The organism is Sphingomonas aerophila, assembly GCF_014199305.1.
Classification (GTDB): Bacteria; Pseudomonadota; Alphaproteobacteria; order Sphingomonadales; family Sphingomonadaceae; genus Sphingomonas; species Sphingomonas aerophila.
Genome location: NZ_JACIJK010000003.1, coordinates 310,232 through 325,063, shown reverse-complemented (window position 1 = coordinate 325,063; position 14,832 = coordinate 310,232). Strand labels below are relative to the sequence as shown.

Genomic DNA, 14,832 nt, shown 5'->3' with positions numbered 1-14,832 from the left:
CGATCCGCAAAGGTACGGATGCCGACATCCGGGGTACACCGGATCGCCGGTTCCATGTTCGCCGCCCCGGCAGTGACCCGGCTGAGACGGACGAGGTACTCCTACATCAAGGCTATCAGCCGATCTTGCGGCAGGGCTCGACCGCGTCTTGCGAACTTGGCCGCTTCGGCAGCAGCGAGGGTCAGCACCGCACCACCGATACAGACGACGATGCTTGCCAGGTCAGGGGGTACGATCCCGAGAAGGCCGGCCAAGGGCGTGATGGTAAAGGCTGCCGATTGAATTAACAGGGCGGCGGCAACGCCCAAAAGGAGCCACGGGTTACTCGTCAGCCGCTCTCGCCAGATCGGACGTCCTTCGCTCCGCAGCGTCAGGGCGAAGATGTTCTGGAACAGCACTGTCGCAAGCAGCACGCTTCCGCGCGATTCGATCACTGTGTTGCCGCGGCTCAACTCCCAGCAGAAAAGGCCGCCAGCGAAGGCGGCCATTGCAATCGCCGGCGGCAGCAACAATGCCAGCGCGGCCCGATCGACGACGTGTCCGCCCGATGCCCGGGGTTTTCTCGCAAGTTCGTCCCCCTCTCCCCGACCGAGCGCGAGCGCAGCCGTTTGGGCGCTTTCGGTGATGAGGTTGGCCCACAACAGCTGGACCGCCGTCATCGGCATTGGCAGGCCGGCCAGGAGCGCCACCACGAATGTGCCGATCTCCGCAAGCCCGGTGCCAAGTACGAACATCGTGACCTTGCGGATGTTGGCGAACGCGACCCGCCCCTCCTCCACTCCTGCGACGATGGACGCGAAGTTGTCATCGGTCAGGATCAGGTCGGCCGCGCCGCGCGCGACGTCGGTTCCACCCAGGCCCATGGCGACGCCGAGGTCCGCCGCCTGGAGCGCCGGCGCGTCGTTGACCCCATCTCCGGTGACGGTGGCCACCTCTCCGTCAGCCCGGAGGGCTTCCACCAATGTGAGCTTCTGCGAAGGATCCATGCGAGCGAAGATCCGGGCGCCGCGAACGGCCGCTTGCAACGCGTCGGTGTTCGTTGCCAGCCGCTCCATCTCCGCACCGGTCAGGAGTTGGCCATCCCGGTGCGCCAGGCCGAGTTGTCGCGCGATGGCCATCGCCGTGGCAGGGTGGTCGCCTGTGACCATGCACACCCTGATCCCAGCGCTGCGGCAGGCCCGAATAGCAGGACCGGCTTCCGGCCGCAGCGGGTCGAGGAGGCCGACCAGGCCGATCAGCGCGAGACCATTAGGGTGGGCGAGGTCAACGGCGTCCACGTCAGCTACCGCTGTCCCTGCAAGCGCGAGTACACGGTATCCATCGGTCGCCAGCCGTTCTGCCGCGCGATGCACGCGATCGTCGACGGCATCGCACATCGGCAGGATCGTTTCGACGGCTCCCTTGGCCAGAACGTCTATGCCGGATTCGGACCGAACCGCGACACTCGCGAAGCGGTTCTTCGGCTCATATGGCATCAGGGCGAGGCGCACGTTCCTCTCCATGCCTCCGGCCTTCTCGGCGAACCGCAGAAGCGCGACGTCGACGCTGTCGCCGATGATCTCGCCGGCTGATGACCGACTGGCTTCGTTGCAAGCGGCGGCGGCCCACGCGATCCTGCGCAGGGTCGGGATGGATGCCCCCATAGATGTCGGCGCGATCTGCTCGCCGGTCTCGGTCAGCACAATTTCGACGGACAAGCGATTGAGCGTGAGGGTCCCCGTCTTGTCGGTCGCGATCACGGTGCAGGCGCCGAGGCCCTCGACCGCCGGTAGGGTGCGAACGATCACATGGCGCGCCGCCATTCGCCGCCCTGCCACCGCCAGAGCGACGGTGACCGCGACGGGCAGACCTTCCGGAATAGCCGACACGGCAAGCGCCACCGCAAGGAGCAGGATCTGGTCCGGCGCCGTGCCGCGAACCAGCATCGTTACTGCCAGGACGCCCACCAGGATGACCGTCATCAGCCCGATCTGCCGTGACAGGCGCTTCATGTAGGTCATGAGCGGCGGAAGCGGCGCGTTGGATGAGCGCAACGACGTACCTATAGCGCCCAACTGCGTGTGCATCCCGATCGCGACGACTACGCCTTTCGCGCGGCCTGAAACGATGGTGGTGCCGGCGTGCAGCATCGTTTCACGGTCGGCGACGGCCGCCAGTGCTGGTACAGAGGCGTCAGCGAGCTTCGCTACCGGCATCGCTTCGCGGGTGAGCAACGACTCGTTCACCAGCACGTTGCTGCCTGCAACGAGCCGAAGATCGGCCGGCACCGCCGCGCCCGACTCGACAAGGACAAGGTCTCCCGGCACCAGGTCGCCCGCGTCCAGCTCGATGACCTGTCCTTCGCGCTCGGCCCGGGCCGTCTGGCGAACGATCCGTTCCAGTGCTTCGGCGCTTGCCCCTGCCCGGCCCTCCTGGATCGCTCCGATCAACGCATTTAGGAACAAGACGGCGAGGATGAACGCAGTGTCCGCGGCCTCGCCCATGGTGTGGGCCAGGATCGCTGCGCCAAGCAGCAGATAGATGAGCGGACTGCGGAACTGTCTGACGAACAGCGTCGCCCAGGAGGGTTGCCGTGGGCGAGGCATCTCGTTGCGTCCGAACTGGCGCCGACGAGCAGCGACCCCGTCCAACGATAGGCCGGCTGGCGAGCTGTTCAGACGCTCCAGGCAGTTCTGCGCTGTCAGGCTGTGCCAAGCTGCCGTCCTGGCAGGAGCGATCTCCATGATGCTTTGTGGCGCCGGGAACGCCGGATCTAAGCCGCCCGAACTCACTGCGTCCCCGCGATGTGGGCGGCCTGCAGCAACAACCCGGCCGTATAGGCGAGCCCTGCCGCAGCGCCGCCGACCAGGAGCGTGACGGCACCCGCCGTGGCCCAGCGCTGTTTCAGGGCCAGCCCCTTCCCCGCCCCGAGAGCGAAGAACGCTACAACGGACATCAGGGCGCTGGGTACCACCGGTTCTTTCATGTCGCCGATCAGAAAGGGCAGGAGAGGCAGCAGGCCGAACAGGACAAAGGCAGCGAAGGTGACCAACGCCGACTGGACAAGATGCACGATCGCCGCGCTGAGCCGAAGCTCCTCTGCGAGCATCGTAAGGACCCAAACGCGCCGGTCGGCCGTGATCTGAGCTACAACCCGGCGCAGCGTTTGTTCGTCCAGGCCCTTGCTTGCGTAGATCTCCTCAATCTCTCGTCGCTCCCCTTCGGGATAGGTTTCGATCTGTCGAACCTCGTCCGCGTGGGCCATTTCGACGGCTTGCTGGCGACTGCGGGTTCCCAGGTAATTGCTCGCGGCCATGCTGAAGCCATCCGCCACAAGGTTGGCCACGCCCAGGATCACGACCGTTTCGGTGGGCAGGCTTCTGCCGACGCTGCTCGCCACCACCGCAAATGTTGTCACGACCCCGTCCACTCCGCCGAGCATCACGTCCCCAAGCACGCTTTCTGCCGGAGGTTGTGCCAGGCGCTCGCGGATCCGCTCCGGAGCATGCGCGGCTCGAGAGCTGGGCGACGCGCCCATCGTGTCAGACGATGCGCGCATCGGATCGGATCGGCTTGCCCACACCGCTCTGCACGTTTTCGCCTCCGAGGTCCGGGAACGGTAATAAGTGGACGGTTCTGGTGCGGTAATATGTAGTTCGCCGTAAGGGCCTGAACGGATGTCACCGGATCGGCAAGCGGGCCATGATTTCCTCGATAGGAGACAGATCATGACCGGGAAGGCTCAGTATTTCGATGCGATCGGGGTCTTCGTGCTCTGGGCCACCACGATCTCCGCCATGGTTGCGATCGTCGTGATCATCCTCACCAAGCTTGACTAGCCGACCACCGGTTTCGCCGGATCAGTGGTGAGTCACTCGATATGCTTCAGCAGGCCGAGGAGGTGAATCGCAGGCAAGGCGGCTCTGGTACTGGCGACGTCGTCGTCAGCCCGTGGTGCATCTCATCGACAGTCTTACCCGGCTTGCGTCGCCGCTCGCCTCAACCTGCTCAAGATAGCACTTCAGCAGCTCAACGATTTCCGGATCGCCAACGCACTCAGCGCGCTGTCGTGAGAGGAAATCCACCCCACTTCCAATAGGAATAGGAACCGTCACCTCCGCGCAACGAAAGTCGGGAAATCTGTATTTGCAGCGATGAGGATGGTGGAAGGGACTGGATTCGAACCAGTGTACGCTCACGCGGGCAGATTTACAGTCTGCTGCCTTTAACCACTCGGCCACCCTTCCCAAGGTGTCGCCCCATCGGGCGAGCGGCGCTCCTAGGCGAAGCGCGTCCGGCCTGTCAACGCGGCTTGGCATAGATGTTCGATGGGCAAGCGCGAGCCTTGCAGAAACGGGACGGCTTGCCCTAGCACGAGCGCGTCCCCGACCAAGGAGCCTTCATGCGCCACCTGCTGCTCGCCGCCACCGCCCTGTTCGCCCTTGCTCCCGCTGCGGCGCAGGACAAGAAAACGGACAAGTCGGCCGCGCTGAACAGCATTCTCGATCAGGGCATGAACCATAGCGAGGTCATGGTCACAGCGCAGTACATGGCGGACGTGATCGGCCCACGCCTGACCAACTCGCCCGCGATGCGCCTGGCAGAGGGCTGGACCCAAAGCCAGTTCAGCCGCTGGGGCCTCCGCAATGTCCACAAGGAAGGGTTCGAGTTTGGCCGCGGCTGGTCGATCGAGCGTTCCTCGGTGCGGATGCTGACCCCGCGTCCGATCCAGCTGACTGCCATCCCGATCGCCTGGACGCCCGGCACCAGCGGCCCGCTCACCGCGCCGGTGATCGTCGCGCCGATGAAGGAAGAAAAGGATTTCGCGAAGTGGCGCGGCAAGCTGTCGGGCAAGATCGTGATGCTGACGCTGCCCGGCACCGGTGATGAGCCGGACGAGGCGCCCTTTCGCCGCCTGTCGGGTGACGACCTGTCCAAGCTCGATCGCTTTCAGCAGCCGACCTATGACCCCGCAGCGACAGACCGGCGGCTGAAGCGGCTCGACTATGCGCAGAAGCTCGATGCTTTCCTGAAAAGCGAGGGCGCCGTCGCTTATGCAACCATGAGCTATCGCGATGGCAAGCTGGTGTCGGGTGAAGGCTATCTGTTTGGCAAGGGCGAGACCCCTGCCCTGCCCGGCGTCCAGATCGCCGCCGAAGACTACCGGCGTCTCGCCCGCCTCGCCAAGGTCGGCCCGGCGCCGACGCTGGAGATCAACAGCGATGTGCGCTTCGACGACAGCGACACCCAGGCATACAACATCATTGCCGAGATCCCCGGCACCGATCCCAAGGCGGGCTACGTCATGGCAGGCGCGCACCTCGACAGCTGGGTCGCGGGGGACGGCGCGGCGGACAATGGCGCAGGGTCGGCCATGATCATGGAGGCCGCGCGCATCCTCGCCGCCGCCGGCGTGCGCCCGCGCCGCACCATTCGGTTCGCCCTGTGGGTCGGCGAGGAGCAAGGCATCCTGGGCTCGATGGCCTATGTGGAACAACACCTCGCCACACGCGGCGGGGCCGGCGACGGCGCCGGTGGCAAGGGAATGCAGCGCTATTATGGGTTCAGCAATCGCTGGCCGGTCACGCCGTTGCCGGGCTACAAAGACCTCACCGCCTATTTCAATATCGACAACGGGTCGGGCAAGCTGCGCGGCCTGTATGCCGAACGCAACCCGGCGGCCGTGCCGATCCTGCGCGAGTGGTTGGCCCCCTTTGCTGCCATGGGCGCGAACACGGTCGCGCTACGACCGACCGGCGGCACCGATCATGTGTTCCTCCAGCAGATCGGCATCCAGGGCTTTCAGTTCATCCAGGATCCGCTCGACTATGAAAGCCGCATCCACCACAGCTCCATCGATACCTTCGACCATTTGAAGGCGGAGGACATGCGGCAGGGATCGACGATCCTTGCCTCCGTATTGCTCAGCGCCGCCAATGCGGACCAGGCGCTGCCCCGTCCGCCGCTGCCGACGCAGCCGGCGGTCACTGACCCGTTCGCGTACAGCGACGACGACGATTAAGGATTAAAAACCATGGCGCGTCGCGGACATCGCCCATCGCAAGGCACGGCCGGCCGGCCCCGTTTCTGGGGACGACACGCGGTAACGGCCGCCCTCGCCAACCCTGAACGGCGCGTGCTGAAAATATGGGGCACGCGAGAGGCGCTGTCCGCCCTCGCCCTGCCGCCGACCCTTCCTGCCACCGTGGCGGACGTTGCCGACCTTGGCCGGCTCGTCCCCGCCGATGCGCCGCATCAGGGGCTGGTGGCTGAAGTGGAGCCGCTGGAGGACGTTTGGCTGGGCGACCTGATCGAGCAAGGGCGAGACGACGAGCGGCCCCTGGTCGTCCTCGACCAGGTGACCGACCCCCATAATGTCGGCGCGATCCTGCGTTCCGCCGCCGCGTTCGGCGCGCTCGGCATCGTGACCCAGGACCGGCACGCACCCCCGGAAAGCGGCGCGCTCGCTCGATCAGCGTCGGGCGCGCTTGAGACGGTGCCCTGGGTGCGCGTGGTCAACCTGGCACGCGCCTTGGAGGAGATGGCGGAGGCGGGATACTGGCGGATCGGGCTGACCGGACACGCCAGCCAGACACTGGCTCAATCTTTGGCGAACGGCCGCCGCTTCGCGATCGTGCTGGGCGCGGAAGGCGAAGGGATGCGCCAGAACACCGAAGCGCACTGCGACGAACTGGCGAAGCTGCCGATCAGCTCCGCGATCGAAAGCCTGAACGTCTCAAACGCCGCCGCCGTCGCGCTCTATGCCGTCGCCGCGCGAGAGTAGCGGCTAGGCTGCGGCGCGGCGTTCCTCCACCACCGCCGACTGCTGCCCGCGCGTGGCGGTACGCCGGGGTAGGACACCGTTGAACAAAAGCCGCAACAGCGGCGAACGACGCACAACCCGCTCATGTATGGCCAGCGAGATCAACAGGGTCGCCGCCACCGCGATCGCCCATTCGCCAAGCTCGCTCCAGCCGACCCACGCGAACAGGCCGTTGATTGCCAACTCGATTGGCAGGTGAACAAGGTAGATGGTGAAGCTCGCCTGCGCCAGCCGATCGAGGGTTGCAGGGATGCGCCGGATCTCCAGGGCGCTGCGCATCAACAAAACAAGCGCTGCCGGTGGGCAGATCGCGCTCCCGATGCCGCCTAGCGCTGCCCCTATCGTGGCGCGGTCGGCAGGGGGAGCTTGAACTGCCCAAAGAACATGCCAGGCGAGATAAGCAACCGTCACGCCGGCAATGATCAGGACAGGCAGAACTGGGCTGCCAGTTAACGCGCGAAGCAGGCGCGGCGCCCTTGCAGCGACGAAACCAAGCAGAAAGAGGGGCAGGTAGCCGAAGGTCGGCCGCAATTGCTGTAAAGGGTACCAGAGTTGCGGGGGCGTCAGACGCGTCACCAGCGCCATGCTCAGCTGCATCAAACAAAGGCTGATCAGCGGGATTACGAACAGCAGCAAAGGTTGCGCATATCGCATGGAGCGAACGTCACTCTCCCATGTCGCAATCAGTCGGTGCTTGTGGTCGAGGCGGTGCACCAGAAAGGCCGCTGGCGTGTACAGCAGCAGCGCGACCATAAACCAAACGTGATACCATTGAGGGAAGCAGGTAGGGATCCGGATTTGCTCAGGCGCAATAAAGGCCGCGAGTGCCGTCAACGGACAAATAACAGCGAGGCCGAAGGCAGTCACTGTGCCTAGGCTGACCACACGGTCAAGAAACCAGGACCGTGAAGCATGCCGTTGCAGCGCCAGCGCGGACAAGAACCCCGACAGCGCAAAGAACAGCGCCATACGACAGCTCTGCGATGCGAGTGTCACGAACTTAAGAAAAGGACTCTCGGGGCGCAGCATGGTGCCGTGGTACGCAATGCCGAACAGCATCAGGACGGCGCGCCACGCGTCCAGCCCGACAATCCGTTCTGGCCGGTTCTCGTCCAAGGCTCAGTGAGCCGGGCCTGGGTTGATGCACGAGCGGACCAGGCGTTCTGGCAAGCTAGTCTCCAATGCCCTGTGTACCGCCCGGCCCCAGCGGCGATAGCCCGCGTGACTTAGATGGATACCATCGGCTTGGTAGAACGGGCCGGGACGATCGTTGACCATCATGGCCGGCACGATATTCACAACTCGAAGGTCGCGGCTGCCCCGGGCATAGCCGGCCATCAGCCTATTCAGCTTGGCCTGCTGCGGCCTGAAGCCCCAGCGTGTCGGGCTCGGCTTGATCGTCACATAGAAGATCGGCAGTGCACCGTAGCGCGCCCGCTTCTCCGCAATAACAGTCCTGAGACTGCCAAATACCGAAGCTATGGACACGCCTGACGCGATGTCGTTTTCCCCGGCATAGAGCACGATGGCGGATGGCGGCGCGACCGGCGGGTCGCTGCGAAAACGGGACGCGAGGTAGTCGACCTTGGCGCCGTCAACGCCGCGATTATGAGTGTTCCAGGGCTTCATGTCGGCCTGGAGCGTGACCCATTTGTGCATGGAGGAACTGCCGACAAACCATAACGAGCACTGTTCGGCTACAGGAGTCCCGCCGTTCGGAAGTGGCGAATGGCGGTCCCTATACGCCTGATACGATAGCCACCCTGTCGCGGTGGCGATGAACACCAGCGCCCCGAGCAGCAACTCGACCGTCAACTTTATGCCCCGGCGCGCAAGCAATCCGGCAGGGACCGCTTGAGCAGGCGCTTTGGGCGCAGCCGTTACATCATCGAACTTCATCTCTGGTGCCGACGCTATCGCGCCTTGGTTAACAGACTGTGCCAACCTTCTGCTGGCGGCCCTGCCAGATCGCTACCGCTGGTCTTGCCCGTCAATTCCGCGGCACTGTCGCTACTCGCACCCATTGCTCGATCAGCTCACCCCGGCCGAAGATGGTGAGAAAAGCCACGTCGGTGGCATCGCGCCCCACGCCGATGCGGACGATGCCGCCCGGTTCAGCCATGCCGGTCGGGTCGATCACGTGCCAGGCACCGTCGAGCCATACTTCCACAACAGCGTGAAAGTCGGGCGGTGAGACGCCCAGTGCGTACGCTCCGACCATGCGGGCCGGAATGTCCGCCGCCCGCACCATGGCGATCAGGAGATGCGCGAAATCGCGGCACACACCCTGCCGCTGGACATAAGCGTCGGACGCAGTCGTGGTCGAGCCGCTAACGCCGGGCAGATAGCGCAGGTATCGTCCCACGAACTGCGTAATGGCGAGCACCTTGTCGCCGCCGGCTAGGTGCCCAAACTCTCGCGCAACAGGGGCTTCGAACCGATCGGAGTCGCAATACCGGCTGGGCCACAGATACGGCACCACGTCCGGCGGCAGGTGGTGCATCGGATCGGTCGCGAGCCCGGCAATCGACACGGCAGTTCGCTCGATCTCGACGGTCGCCGTGTAGCGGGCCGTCACCCGGCCGTACCCATATGCCCAGGTGCGCCGACCGACTCCCTGCTCGGCCGCGACCGGCGTCAGCGGGCCGACCCCGTCCACCACCAGCCGATCCCTGATCAGCCGCTGGTCCGCCATTTGCGCGACCTCAAGCGCGAACAGGAGGTCGGCCGGCTCAGCCAGGCGGTAATCGAGATGGGCCTCGATCGAAAGGCGCGCGCCCTGGGTCAGTCGTCCGCGCCGATCGTCACCCGCGCGCCGTCCAGCGCCGCGGTCACGGGCACCTGGCAGGACAAGCGGCTATATTCATCGCGATCGTCCACCGACTCAAGCAGATCATCTTCGTCTGCACTCATCGGCGGCAGCTTGTCGATGAATGAGGGATCGATATGGACGTGACAGGTCGCGCATGAGCAATTGCCACCGCACAGCGCCAGGATCTCATCAATGCCGCCGTCGCGGATCGCTTCCATGACGGAAAGACCCGTTTCCGCTTCGATCGCGCGTTCTTCCCCCTCACGCGTGACGACGATAAGCTGCGGCATGAACAATTCTCCTGATAATGGCCGCCGCCTTGCCGCGAGCGGGTGCGGCGATCAAGCGTGGGACTGAACGCAGAACAGCTTCGCGAGGCACTGGATGCATTGGCCACGCGCGAGCCGGCGTTTGCGCGTGGCCTCGCTCGGGTCGGATACCCTGCGCCGCGCATACGGGAGCGCGGTTACGCGACGCTGCTGCGCACGATCCTCGGCCAGCAGGTAAGCGTACACGCAGCAAATGCGGTATGGCGCAAGCTGACCGAGATGGTCGGCGACCTGTCCAACCCGCGTGTAATCGCCGCCGCCACCGACGAGGTGCTGCGGGCAGCAGGCTGTTCGCGACAAAAAGCGAGCTATGCCCGTAGCCTGGCCGACGCAGTGTTGAGCGGCAGGCTGGACCTGGATGCCCTGCCCGACGATGACGAGGAAGCGATCAAGCAGCTAACCGCGGTCAAGGGGATCGGGCGCTGGTCGGCAGAAGTGTACCTGCTCTTCGCCGAAGGACGCCCGGACATCTGGCCCGCAGGCGACCTGGCCGTGCAGATCGAGGTTGGGCGCCTGTTGGGCCATGAGGCGCGGCCATCGGAAAAGCAGGTGCGCGCACTAGCAGAGGCTTGGCGGCCCCACCGCGGTGCTCTCGCCATCTTCACCTGGCACCATTATGGCGCCGGCCCGGATGCCGCGCCCGTTTGAACGGATCGGCGCTTCTCTCCTGCATCTTTGCGGGCGCTTTAAGCGTTGCAACGCCGAAACGTTCGATGGAGATGGTCGTGGATATCATCAAGCTGCCGTTCGGCGAGCAAGCGCCAAACGAGGGCGACTGCATCAGCATTACCGAGCGGGAGGATGGGCGATTCGACCTGAACGCCACGGCCCTGCTCGCTTGCGGCGACACGGACGAGGCGGAGTCTGTTTCAATGATCGGCGGCGATCCTTATCCGACCTATGAGGAGGCCGAGGCGGCCGGCCTCGCCTGGGCGGACGGACATTGCGTGGAGAAGCTGTTTGTCAGCCGCCTGCCCATCGGCGTCGTCAGCGGGCCTTGACCGACCCGGAGTGCCAACGGTGCCTCACCGGAGCAGCTTGGGCGCTTCCCGTTCGATTGCAGCTTTTACCGGCCCGGCAAACATGGCGAGGAACGCAGGCAGGTCGACAACGGCGTGCACCTTGTCCTCGAACACTGTCAGTTCGCTCCGGATCGACTGGCCGAGCGCCTGAACGGTGAAGAGCATGGTGTCGCCCTCCCACCGGTGGTTCACCTGCGCGCCACCAGGAATCTTCTCCCCGATCCTGCCGATGCCGCTGTCCAGCCGCTGGCGCACGCCCGATTTGCCGAGCTGATGGGGGATGTCGAGAGTAACGGGAGTGCCCATGATTATTCCTTGATCTCAGCGCGCGAACAGCATGGCGTCGTCGGCGAACGCCTTGAACTCCAGTGCGTTGCCTGACGGGTCGAGAAAGAACATCGTCGCCTGTTCGCCGACCTGCCCCTTGAACCGGATGTGCGGCTCGATGCCAAAGGGCACGCCGGCGTCACGAACCCGCCCCGCGAGCACGTTCCAGTCCTCCATCGTCAGTACCACGCCAAAATGGGGTACCGGCACATGGTGGCCGTCCACTGCATTCTCGACCGCAACGGGCTTTGCCGCGGGATCCAGGTGCGCCACGATCTGGTGACCGAACAGGTCGAAGTCGATCCAGCTCTCGCTCGACCGCCCTTCTTCGCAGCCCATGATATCGCCATAAAAGCTACGGGCGGCAGCAAGATCGTGGACGGGAAAGGCGAGATGGAAGGGTCGTAAGGCCATGGTAACGGCCTACACGCACCTGCGTTATACGTCCACGGCACGGCTGCGCCGGCGTCATGCCAGGTTGTGATCGGCGACGGCAATCACGATAGGACTGGCGAACATGCCAAGATCCTTTCACGCCCCGATCGCCATCCTGCTGGGCGCGGTCGCCGCCACCGGCTTTGCACCACTGAACCTGTGGCCGTTGCTGCTGATCGGGCTGGCGGGCCTTGCAACGCTGGTCGCTGACGCTCCCCGCTGGCGCACGGCAGCCTGGCGGGCCTGGTGCTGGGGCCTTGGCCACTTCACGGTCAACAACAACTGGTTCCAGCACGCGTTTGACTTCCAGGACAAGATGCCCCCCGTCCTAGGCTATGTCGCGGCGGTCGCGCTTGCTCTCTACCTCGCTGTGTTTCCCGCAATGGCGGCGGCGCTGGCGTGGGGCATGGCGGGCCGTGGTCGGCGGCGGCGGTCCGATCCAGCCTTTGTGCTGGCGTTCGGCGCGGCCTGGATCGCGACCGAATGGCTGCGCGCGGTGCTTTTTACCGGCTATGCGTGGGACCCGGTGGCGGTGACTTGGTTGCCGGTGATCGGGGTTGCGCGCCTGGCTGCCTGGATCGGGACCTATGCGCTGTCGGGTCTGACAGTTCTGGTGGCGGGCGCGATCTGGCTGGCAGCGCGCGGACGATGGCATCCCGTGGCGGGCGCTGCGGCGGCAGTCGGGCTGGCCGCCCTGTCCGCGCCACTCACGCGCGCGCCCGAACCGGCCCCTGGGGCGCCGCTGGTCCGTGCGGTGCAACCCAACATCGGCCAGGATCAACGCGGGGAAGATGATGCGGAGCCGATGCTGCGCGCGCTGATCCGCATGTCCGGGAAGCCGGGCCCCGTTCCTCGGCTGGTGTTATGGCCGGAGGGCGTCATCCGCGATCCGCTGGAGGACCGCCTGCCGCTCTATGCCTATCAGGGCCGCTGGCCTTGGATCACGCGTGCCCGGATGGCGGAGGTGCTGGGTCCACGCGACCTGCTGCTAACCGGCACCACGCCGCTGCGCTTCAACGCGAAGGAGGATCTGGTCGGGGCGGCCAACTCCGTCCAGGCGCTAGGCCCCGATGCGCGACTGCTCGCCCGCTACGACAAGGCGCACCTTGTTCCATATGGCGAGTACCTCCCCCTGCCCTGGCTGCTGAAGCCGCTCGGCCTTGCCCGGCTTATCCCGGGTGACATCGACTTCGACGCCGGCCCTGGACCTCGCAGCCTGACGCTGCCCGGCTTCGGCTCGGTTGGCGTGCAGATCTGCTACGAGATCATCTTCTCCGGGCAGGTTGTCGATCGTGCGCATCGACCCCGCTTCCTGTTCAACCCGTCCACCGACGCCTGGTTCGGCCGGTGGGGGCCGCCGCAGCACCTGGCGCAGGCGCGCCTGCGCGCCATCGAGGAAGGGCTGCCGATCGTGCGCTCGACCCCGACCGGCATCTCCGCGATCATCGCCGCCGACGGACGCCTGATCGCCACCGTGCCTCACGAACAAGCAGGCGCCGCGGAAGCGCCGCTCCCGCCCGCGCTCGCCCCCACCTTCTTTGCGCGATTGGGCAATTGGCTGGCGCTCCTGATCGGGACCGTACTGGCCATTGCTGCCGTTGCCGTGCGCCGCCGCGCGCGCTAAGGAGGCGATATAAGGAAAGCTTTATATGGCATGGCAACGGCCGAGCTTTCCCCCATCTCAGAAGGGATCTTCATGCGTTCCAGCTTTCTTTTCACGTCCGAGTCGGTGTCCGAAGGCCATCCTGACAAGGTTGCCGACCAGATCAGCGACTCCATCGTCGACCTGTTCTTGTCCAAGGACCCTGAGGCACGCGTCGCCTGCGAGACGCTGACCACCACCAACAAGGTCGTGCTGGCGGGCGAGATCCGCGGCAAGGGCGTTTACGAGGACGGCCAGTGGGCGCCGGGCATCCTCGACGAGATCGAACAGACCGTGCGCGAGACGGTGAAGCGCATCGGCTATGAACAGGACGGCTTCCACTGGCAGACGTTCGAGTTCTCGAACAATCTCCATGGCCAGTCGGTCGAGATCGCGATGGGCGTCGATGAAGGCGGCAACAAGGACGAGGGTGCCGGCGACCAGGGCATCATGTTCGGCTATGCCACCGACGAGACGCCGGGCTTCATGCCCGCGACGCTGTACTACAGCCACAAGATCCTGGAGCGCATGGCCGCAGACCGCCATTCCGGGTCGGCGCCGTTCCTGGAGCCCGATGCCAAGAGCCAGGTGACGTTGCAGTATGAAAACGAAGTGCCCGTGAGGGCCACCGCGCTGGTTGTTTCCACCCAGCACAAGCGTGGCTATTGCGAAAAGGGCGAGCATGCGGACGCCGGCAAGTACGCTGAACTTCGCGACTATGTTCGCGGCGTCATGGAAGACGTGCTGCCTGCCGGCTTCGTTACCGACGAGACCAAGATCTATATCAACCCGACCGGCGCATTCGAGATCGGCGGGCCTGATGGTGATGCCGGCGTGACCGGGCGGAAGATCATTGTTGACACCTATGGCGGCGCGGCGCCCCACGGCGGCGGCGCGTTCAGCGGCAAGGATCCGACCAAGGTCGACCGTTCCGCCGCCTATGTCGCGCGCTACCTGGCGAAGAACGTCGTTGCGGCAGGCCTGGCCCGCCGCTGCACCATCCAGTTGTCGTATGCGATCGGCATTGCCGAGCCGCTGAGCGTGTATGTCGACCTGCACGGCACCGGCAAGGTGGACGAGGCGAAGCTGGAGGCTGCGCTGCCCCAGCTCGTTCGCCTGACGCCCAAGGGCATTCGCGAACACCTGAACCTGAACGCGCCGATTTACTCCAAGAGCGCTGCCTATGGGCACTTCGGCCGCGAAGCCGAGGGTGGGCTGTTCACCTGGGAAAAGACCGACTTGGTTGATCGCCTGAAGGAAGCGGTCGCCGCCTGATCGGTTGACCTGCACTGGCGATGATCTGGCCTTCCCCGGCATTCGCTGGGGGAGGCTTTTTCATGAGCAACGCGCTGTGCCGGACCGACCCACCGGCGCGTTCCTGCCGGCCCCTCGCCCGAGGCCACAGGGCCGTAACGACGCCCGTGTTGAAGCGATGGATGGAGAAGCGCGGAGCAGCGCCGGCG

General features: G+C 65.2%; 14 protein-coding genes and 1 tRNA gene. 6 read left to right on the top strand and 9 right to left on the bottom strand.

Features of this window, described 5'->3' with window-relative positions:
• Positions 1–101: 101 nt before the first annotated feature.
• The 3 genes from FHS94_RS06375 to FHS94_RS06365 all read right to left on the bottom strand — a co-directional run bounded on the left by FHS94_RS06375 (position 102) and on the right by FHS94_RS06365 (position 4,226).
• Complete coding sequence (locus FHS94_RS06375) at positions 102–2,723, bottom strand: cation-translocating P-type ATPase (RefSeq protein WP_184055813.1); 2,622 nt, start codon at positions 2,721–2,723, stop codon at positions 102–104.
• Between the two features lie 44 nt (positions 2,724–2,767).
• Positions 2,768–3,538 carry a VIT1/CCC1 transporter family protein gene (locus tag FHS94_RS06370; protein ID WP_184055811.1) on the bottom strand — a complete coding sequence of 257 codons (771 nt, stop codon included), beginning with the start codon at positions 3,536–3,538 and terminating at the stop codon, positions 2,768–2,770.
• Between the two features lie 602 nt (positions 3,539–4,140).
• Positions 4,141–4,226 (bottom strand) — tRNA-Tyr (locus FHS94_RS06365).
• Positions 4,227–4,381: 155 nt separating this feature from the next.
• On the opposite strand from FHS94_RS06365, the gene FHS94_RS06360 reads away from it, so the two are divergent.
• Together FHS94_RS06360 and rlmB are read left to right on the top strand one after the other, a co-directional pair.
• Positions 4,382–6,001, top strand: coding sequence for a M20/M25/M40 family metallo-hydrolase (locus tag FHS94_RS06360; protein WP_184055809.1), 1,620 nt, complete (start codon positions 4,382–4,384; stop codon positions 5,999–6,001).
• A 12-nt stretch (positions 6,002–6,013) separates the two neighbouring features.
• On the top strand, positions 6,014–6,763 hold the full coding sequence (gene rlmB, locus FHS94_RS06355; protein WP_184055807.1) for a 23S rRNA (guanosine(2251)-2'-O)-methyltransferase RlmB: 750 nt from the start codon (positions 6,014–6,016) through the stop codon (positions 6,761–6,763).
• A 3-nt stretch (positions 6,764–6,766) separates the two neighbouring features.
• On the opposite strand, the gene FHS94_RS06350 is transcribed toward rlmB, so the two are convergent.
• The 4 genes from FHS94_RS06350 to FHS94_RS06335 all read right to left on the bottom strand — a co-directional run bounded on the left by FHS94_RS06350 (position 6,767) and on the right by FHS94_RS06335 (position 9,904).
• Positions 6,767–7,918: an acyltransferase family protein gene (locus FHS94_RS06350; protein ID WP_184055806.1), complete on the bottom strand. Its 1,152-nt coding sequence runs from the start codon at positions 7,916–7,918 to the stop codon at positions 6,767–6,769.
• 3 nt (positions 7,919–7,921) lie between these two features.
• Positions 7,922–8,701 carry a GDSL-type esterase/lipase family protein gene (locus tag FHS94_RS06345; protein ID WP_184055804.1) on the bottom strand — a complete coding sequence of 260 codons (780 nt, stop codon included), beginning with the start codon at positions 8,699–8,701 and terminating at the stop codon, positions 7,922–7,924.
• Between the two features lie 91 nt (positions 8,702–8,792).
• Positions 8,793–9,497: a transglutaminase-like domain-containing protein gene (locus tag FHS94_RS06340; RefSeq protein ID WP_184055802.1), complete on the bottom strand. Its 705-nt coding sequence runs from the start codon at positions 9,495–9,497 to the stop codon at positions 8,793–8,795.
• A gap of 89 nt (positions 9,498–9,586) precedes the next feature.
• The gene (locus FHS94_RS06335; protein ID WP_184055800.1) at positions 9,587–9,904 is read right to left on the bottom strand and encodes a 2Fe-2S iron-sulfur cluster-binding protein; all 318 of its coding nucleotides are present in this window, start codon (positions 9,902–9,904) and stop codon (positions 9,587–9,589) included.
• A gap of 57 nt (positions 9,905–9,961) precedes the next feature.
• Between FHS94_RS06335 and FHS94_RS06330 the strand changes: the two genes are divergently transcribed.
• Both FHS94_RS06330 and FHS94_RS06325 read left to right on the top strand, forming a co-directional pair.
• Positions 9,962–10,591, top strand: coding sequence for a DNA-3-methyladenine glycosylase 2 family protein (locus tag FHS94_RS06330; protein WP_184055798.1), 630 nt, complete (start codon positions 9,962–9,964; stop codon positions 10,589–10,591).
• A 77-nt stretch (positions 10,592–10,668) separates the two neighbouring features.
• A complete protein-coding gene (locus FHS94_RS06325) occupies positions 10,669–10,944 on the top strand; it encodes a hypothetical protein (RefSeq protein WP_184055796.1) in 276 nt (91 codons plus the stop codon).
• A gap of 24 nt (positions 10,945–10,968) precedes the next feature.
• On the opposite strand, the gene FHS94_RS06320 is transcribed toward FHS94_RS06325, so the two are convergent.
• Both FHS94_RS06320 and FHS94_RS06315 read right to left on the bottom strand, forming a co-directional pair.
• A complete protein-coding gene (locus tag FHS94_RS06320; RefSeq protein WP_184055794.1) occupies positions 10,969–11,271 on the bottom strand; it encodes a polyhydroxyalkanoic acid system family protein in 303 nt (100 codons plus the stop codon).
• A gap of 15 nt (positions 11,272–11,286) precedes the next feature.
• Positions 11,287–11,706: a VOC family protein gene (locus FHS94_RS06315; protein WP_184055792.1), complete on the bottom strand. Its 420-nt coding sequence runs from the start codon at positions 11,704–11,706 to the stop codon at positions 11,287–11,289.
• Positions 11,707–11,809: 103 nt separating this feature from the next.
• Between FHS94_RS06315 and lnt the strand changes: the two genes are divergently transcribed.
• Both lnt and metK read left to right on the top strand, forming a co-directional pair.
• A complete protein-coding gene (gene lnt, locus FHS94_RS06310; protein ID WP_184055790.1) occupies positions 11,810–13,351 on the top strand; it encodes an apolipoprotein N-acyltransferase in 1,542 nt (513 codons plus the stop codon).
• Positions 13,352–13,423: 72 nt separating this feature from the next.
• On the top strand, positions 13,424–14,644 hold the full coding sequence (gene metK / locus FHS94_RS06305; RefSeq protein ID WP_184055787.1) for a methionine adenosyltransferase: 1,221 nt from the start codon (positions 13,424–13,426) through the stop codon (positions 14,642–14,644).
• Positions 14,645–14,832 lie beyond the last annotated feature (188 nt).

Excerpts from the sequence above, each read along its gene's own strand:
- FHS94_RS06315 (WP_184055792.1), bottom strand. The coding sequence starts at position 11,706 with ATGGCCTTACGACCCTTCCATCTCGCCTTTCCCGTCCACGATCTTGCT.
- FHS94_RS06320 (WP_184055794.1), bottom strand. The coding sequence starts at position 11,271 with ATGGGCACTCCCGTTACTCTCGACATCCCCCATCAGCTCGGCAAATCG.
- FHS94_RS06345 (WP_184055804.1), bottom strand. The coding sequence starts at position 8,701 with ATGAAGTTCGATGATGTAACGGCTGCGCCCAAAGCGCCTGCTCAAGCG.
- FHS94_RS06370 (WP_184055811.1), bottom strand. The coding sequence starts at position 3,538 with ATGCGCGCATCGTCTGACACGATGGGCGCGTCGCCCAGCTCTCGAGCC.
- FHS94_RS06360 (WP_184055809.1), top strand. The coding sequence starts at position 4,382 with ATGCGCCACCTGCTGCTCGCCGCCACCGCCCTGTTCGCCCTTGCTCCC.
- rlmB (WP_184055807.1), top strand. The coding sequence starts at position 6,014 with ATGGCGCGTCGCGGACATCGCCCATCGCAAGGCACGGCCGGCCGGCCC.
- FHS94_RS06375 (WP_184055813.1), bottom strand. The coding sequence starts at position 2,723 with ATGGAGATCGCTCCTGCCAGGACGGCAGCTTGGCACAGCCTGACAGCG.
- FHS94_RS06340 (WP_184055802.1), bottom strand. The coding sequence starts at position 9,497 with ATGGCGGACCAGCGGCTGATCAGGGATCGGCTGGTGGTGGACGGGGTC.
- lnt (WP_184055790.1), top strand. The coding sequence starts at position 11,810 with ATGCCAAGATCCTTTCACGCCCCGATCGCCATCCTGCTGGGCGCGGTC.
- FHS94_RS06335 (WP_184055800.1), bottom strand. The coding sequence starts at position 9,904 with ATGCCGCAGCTTATCGTCGTCACGCGTGAGGGGGAAGAACGCGCGATC.
- metK (WP_184055787.1), top strand. The coding sequence starts at position 13,424 with ATGCGTTCCAGCTTTCTTTTCACGTCCGAGTCGGTGTCCGAAGGCCAT.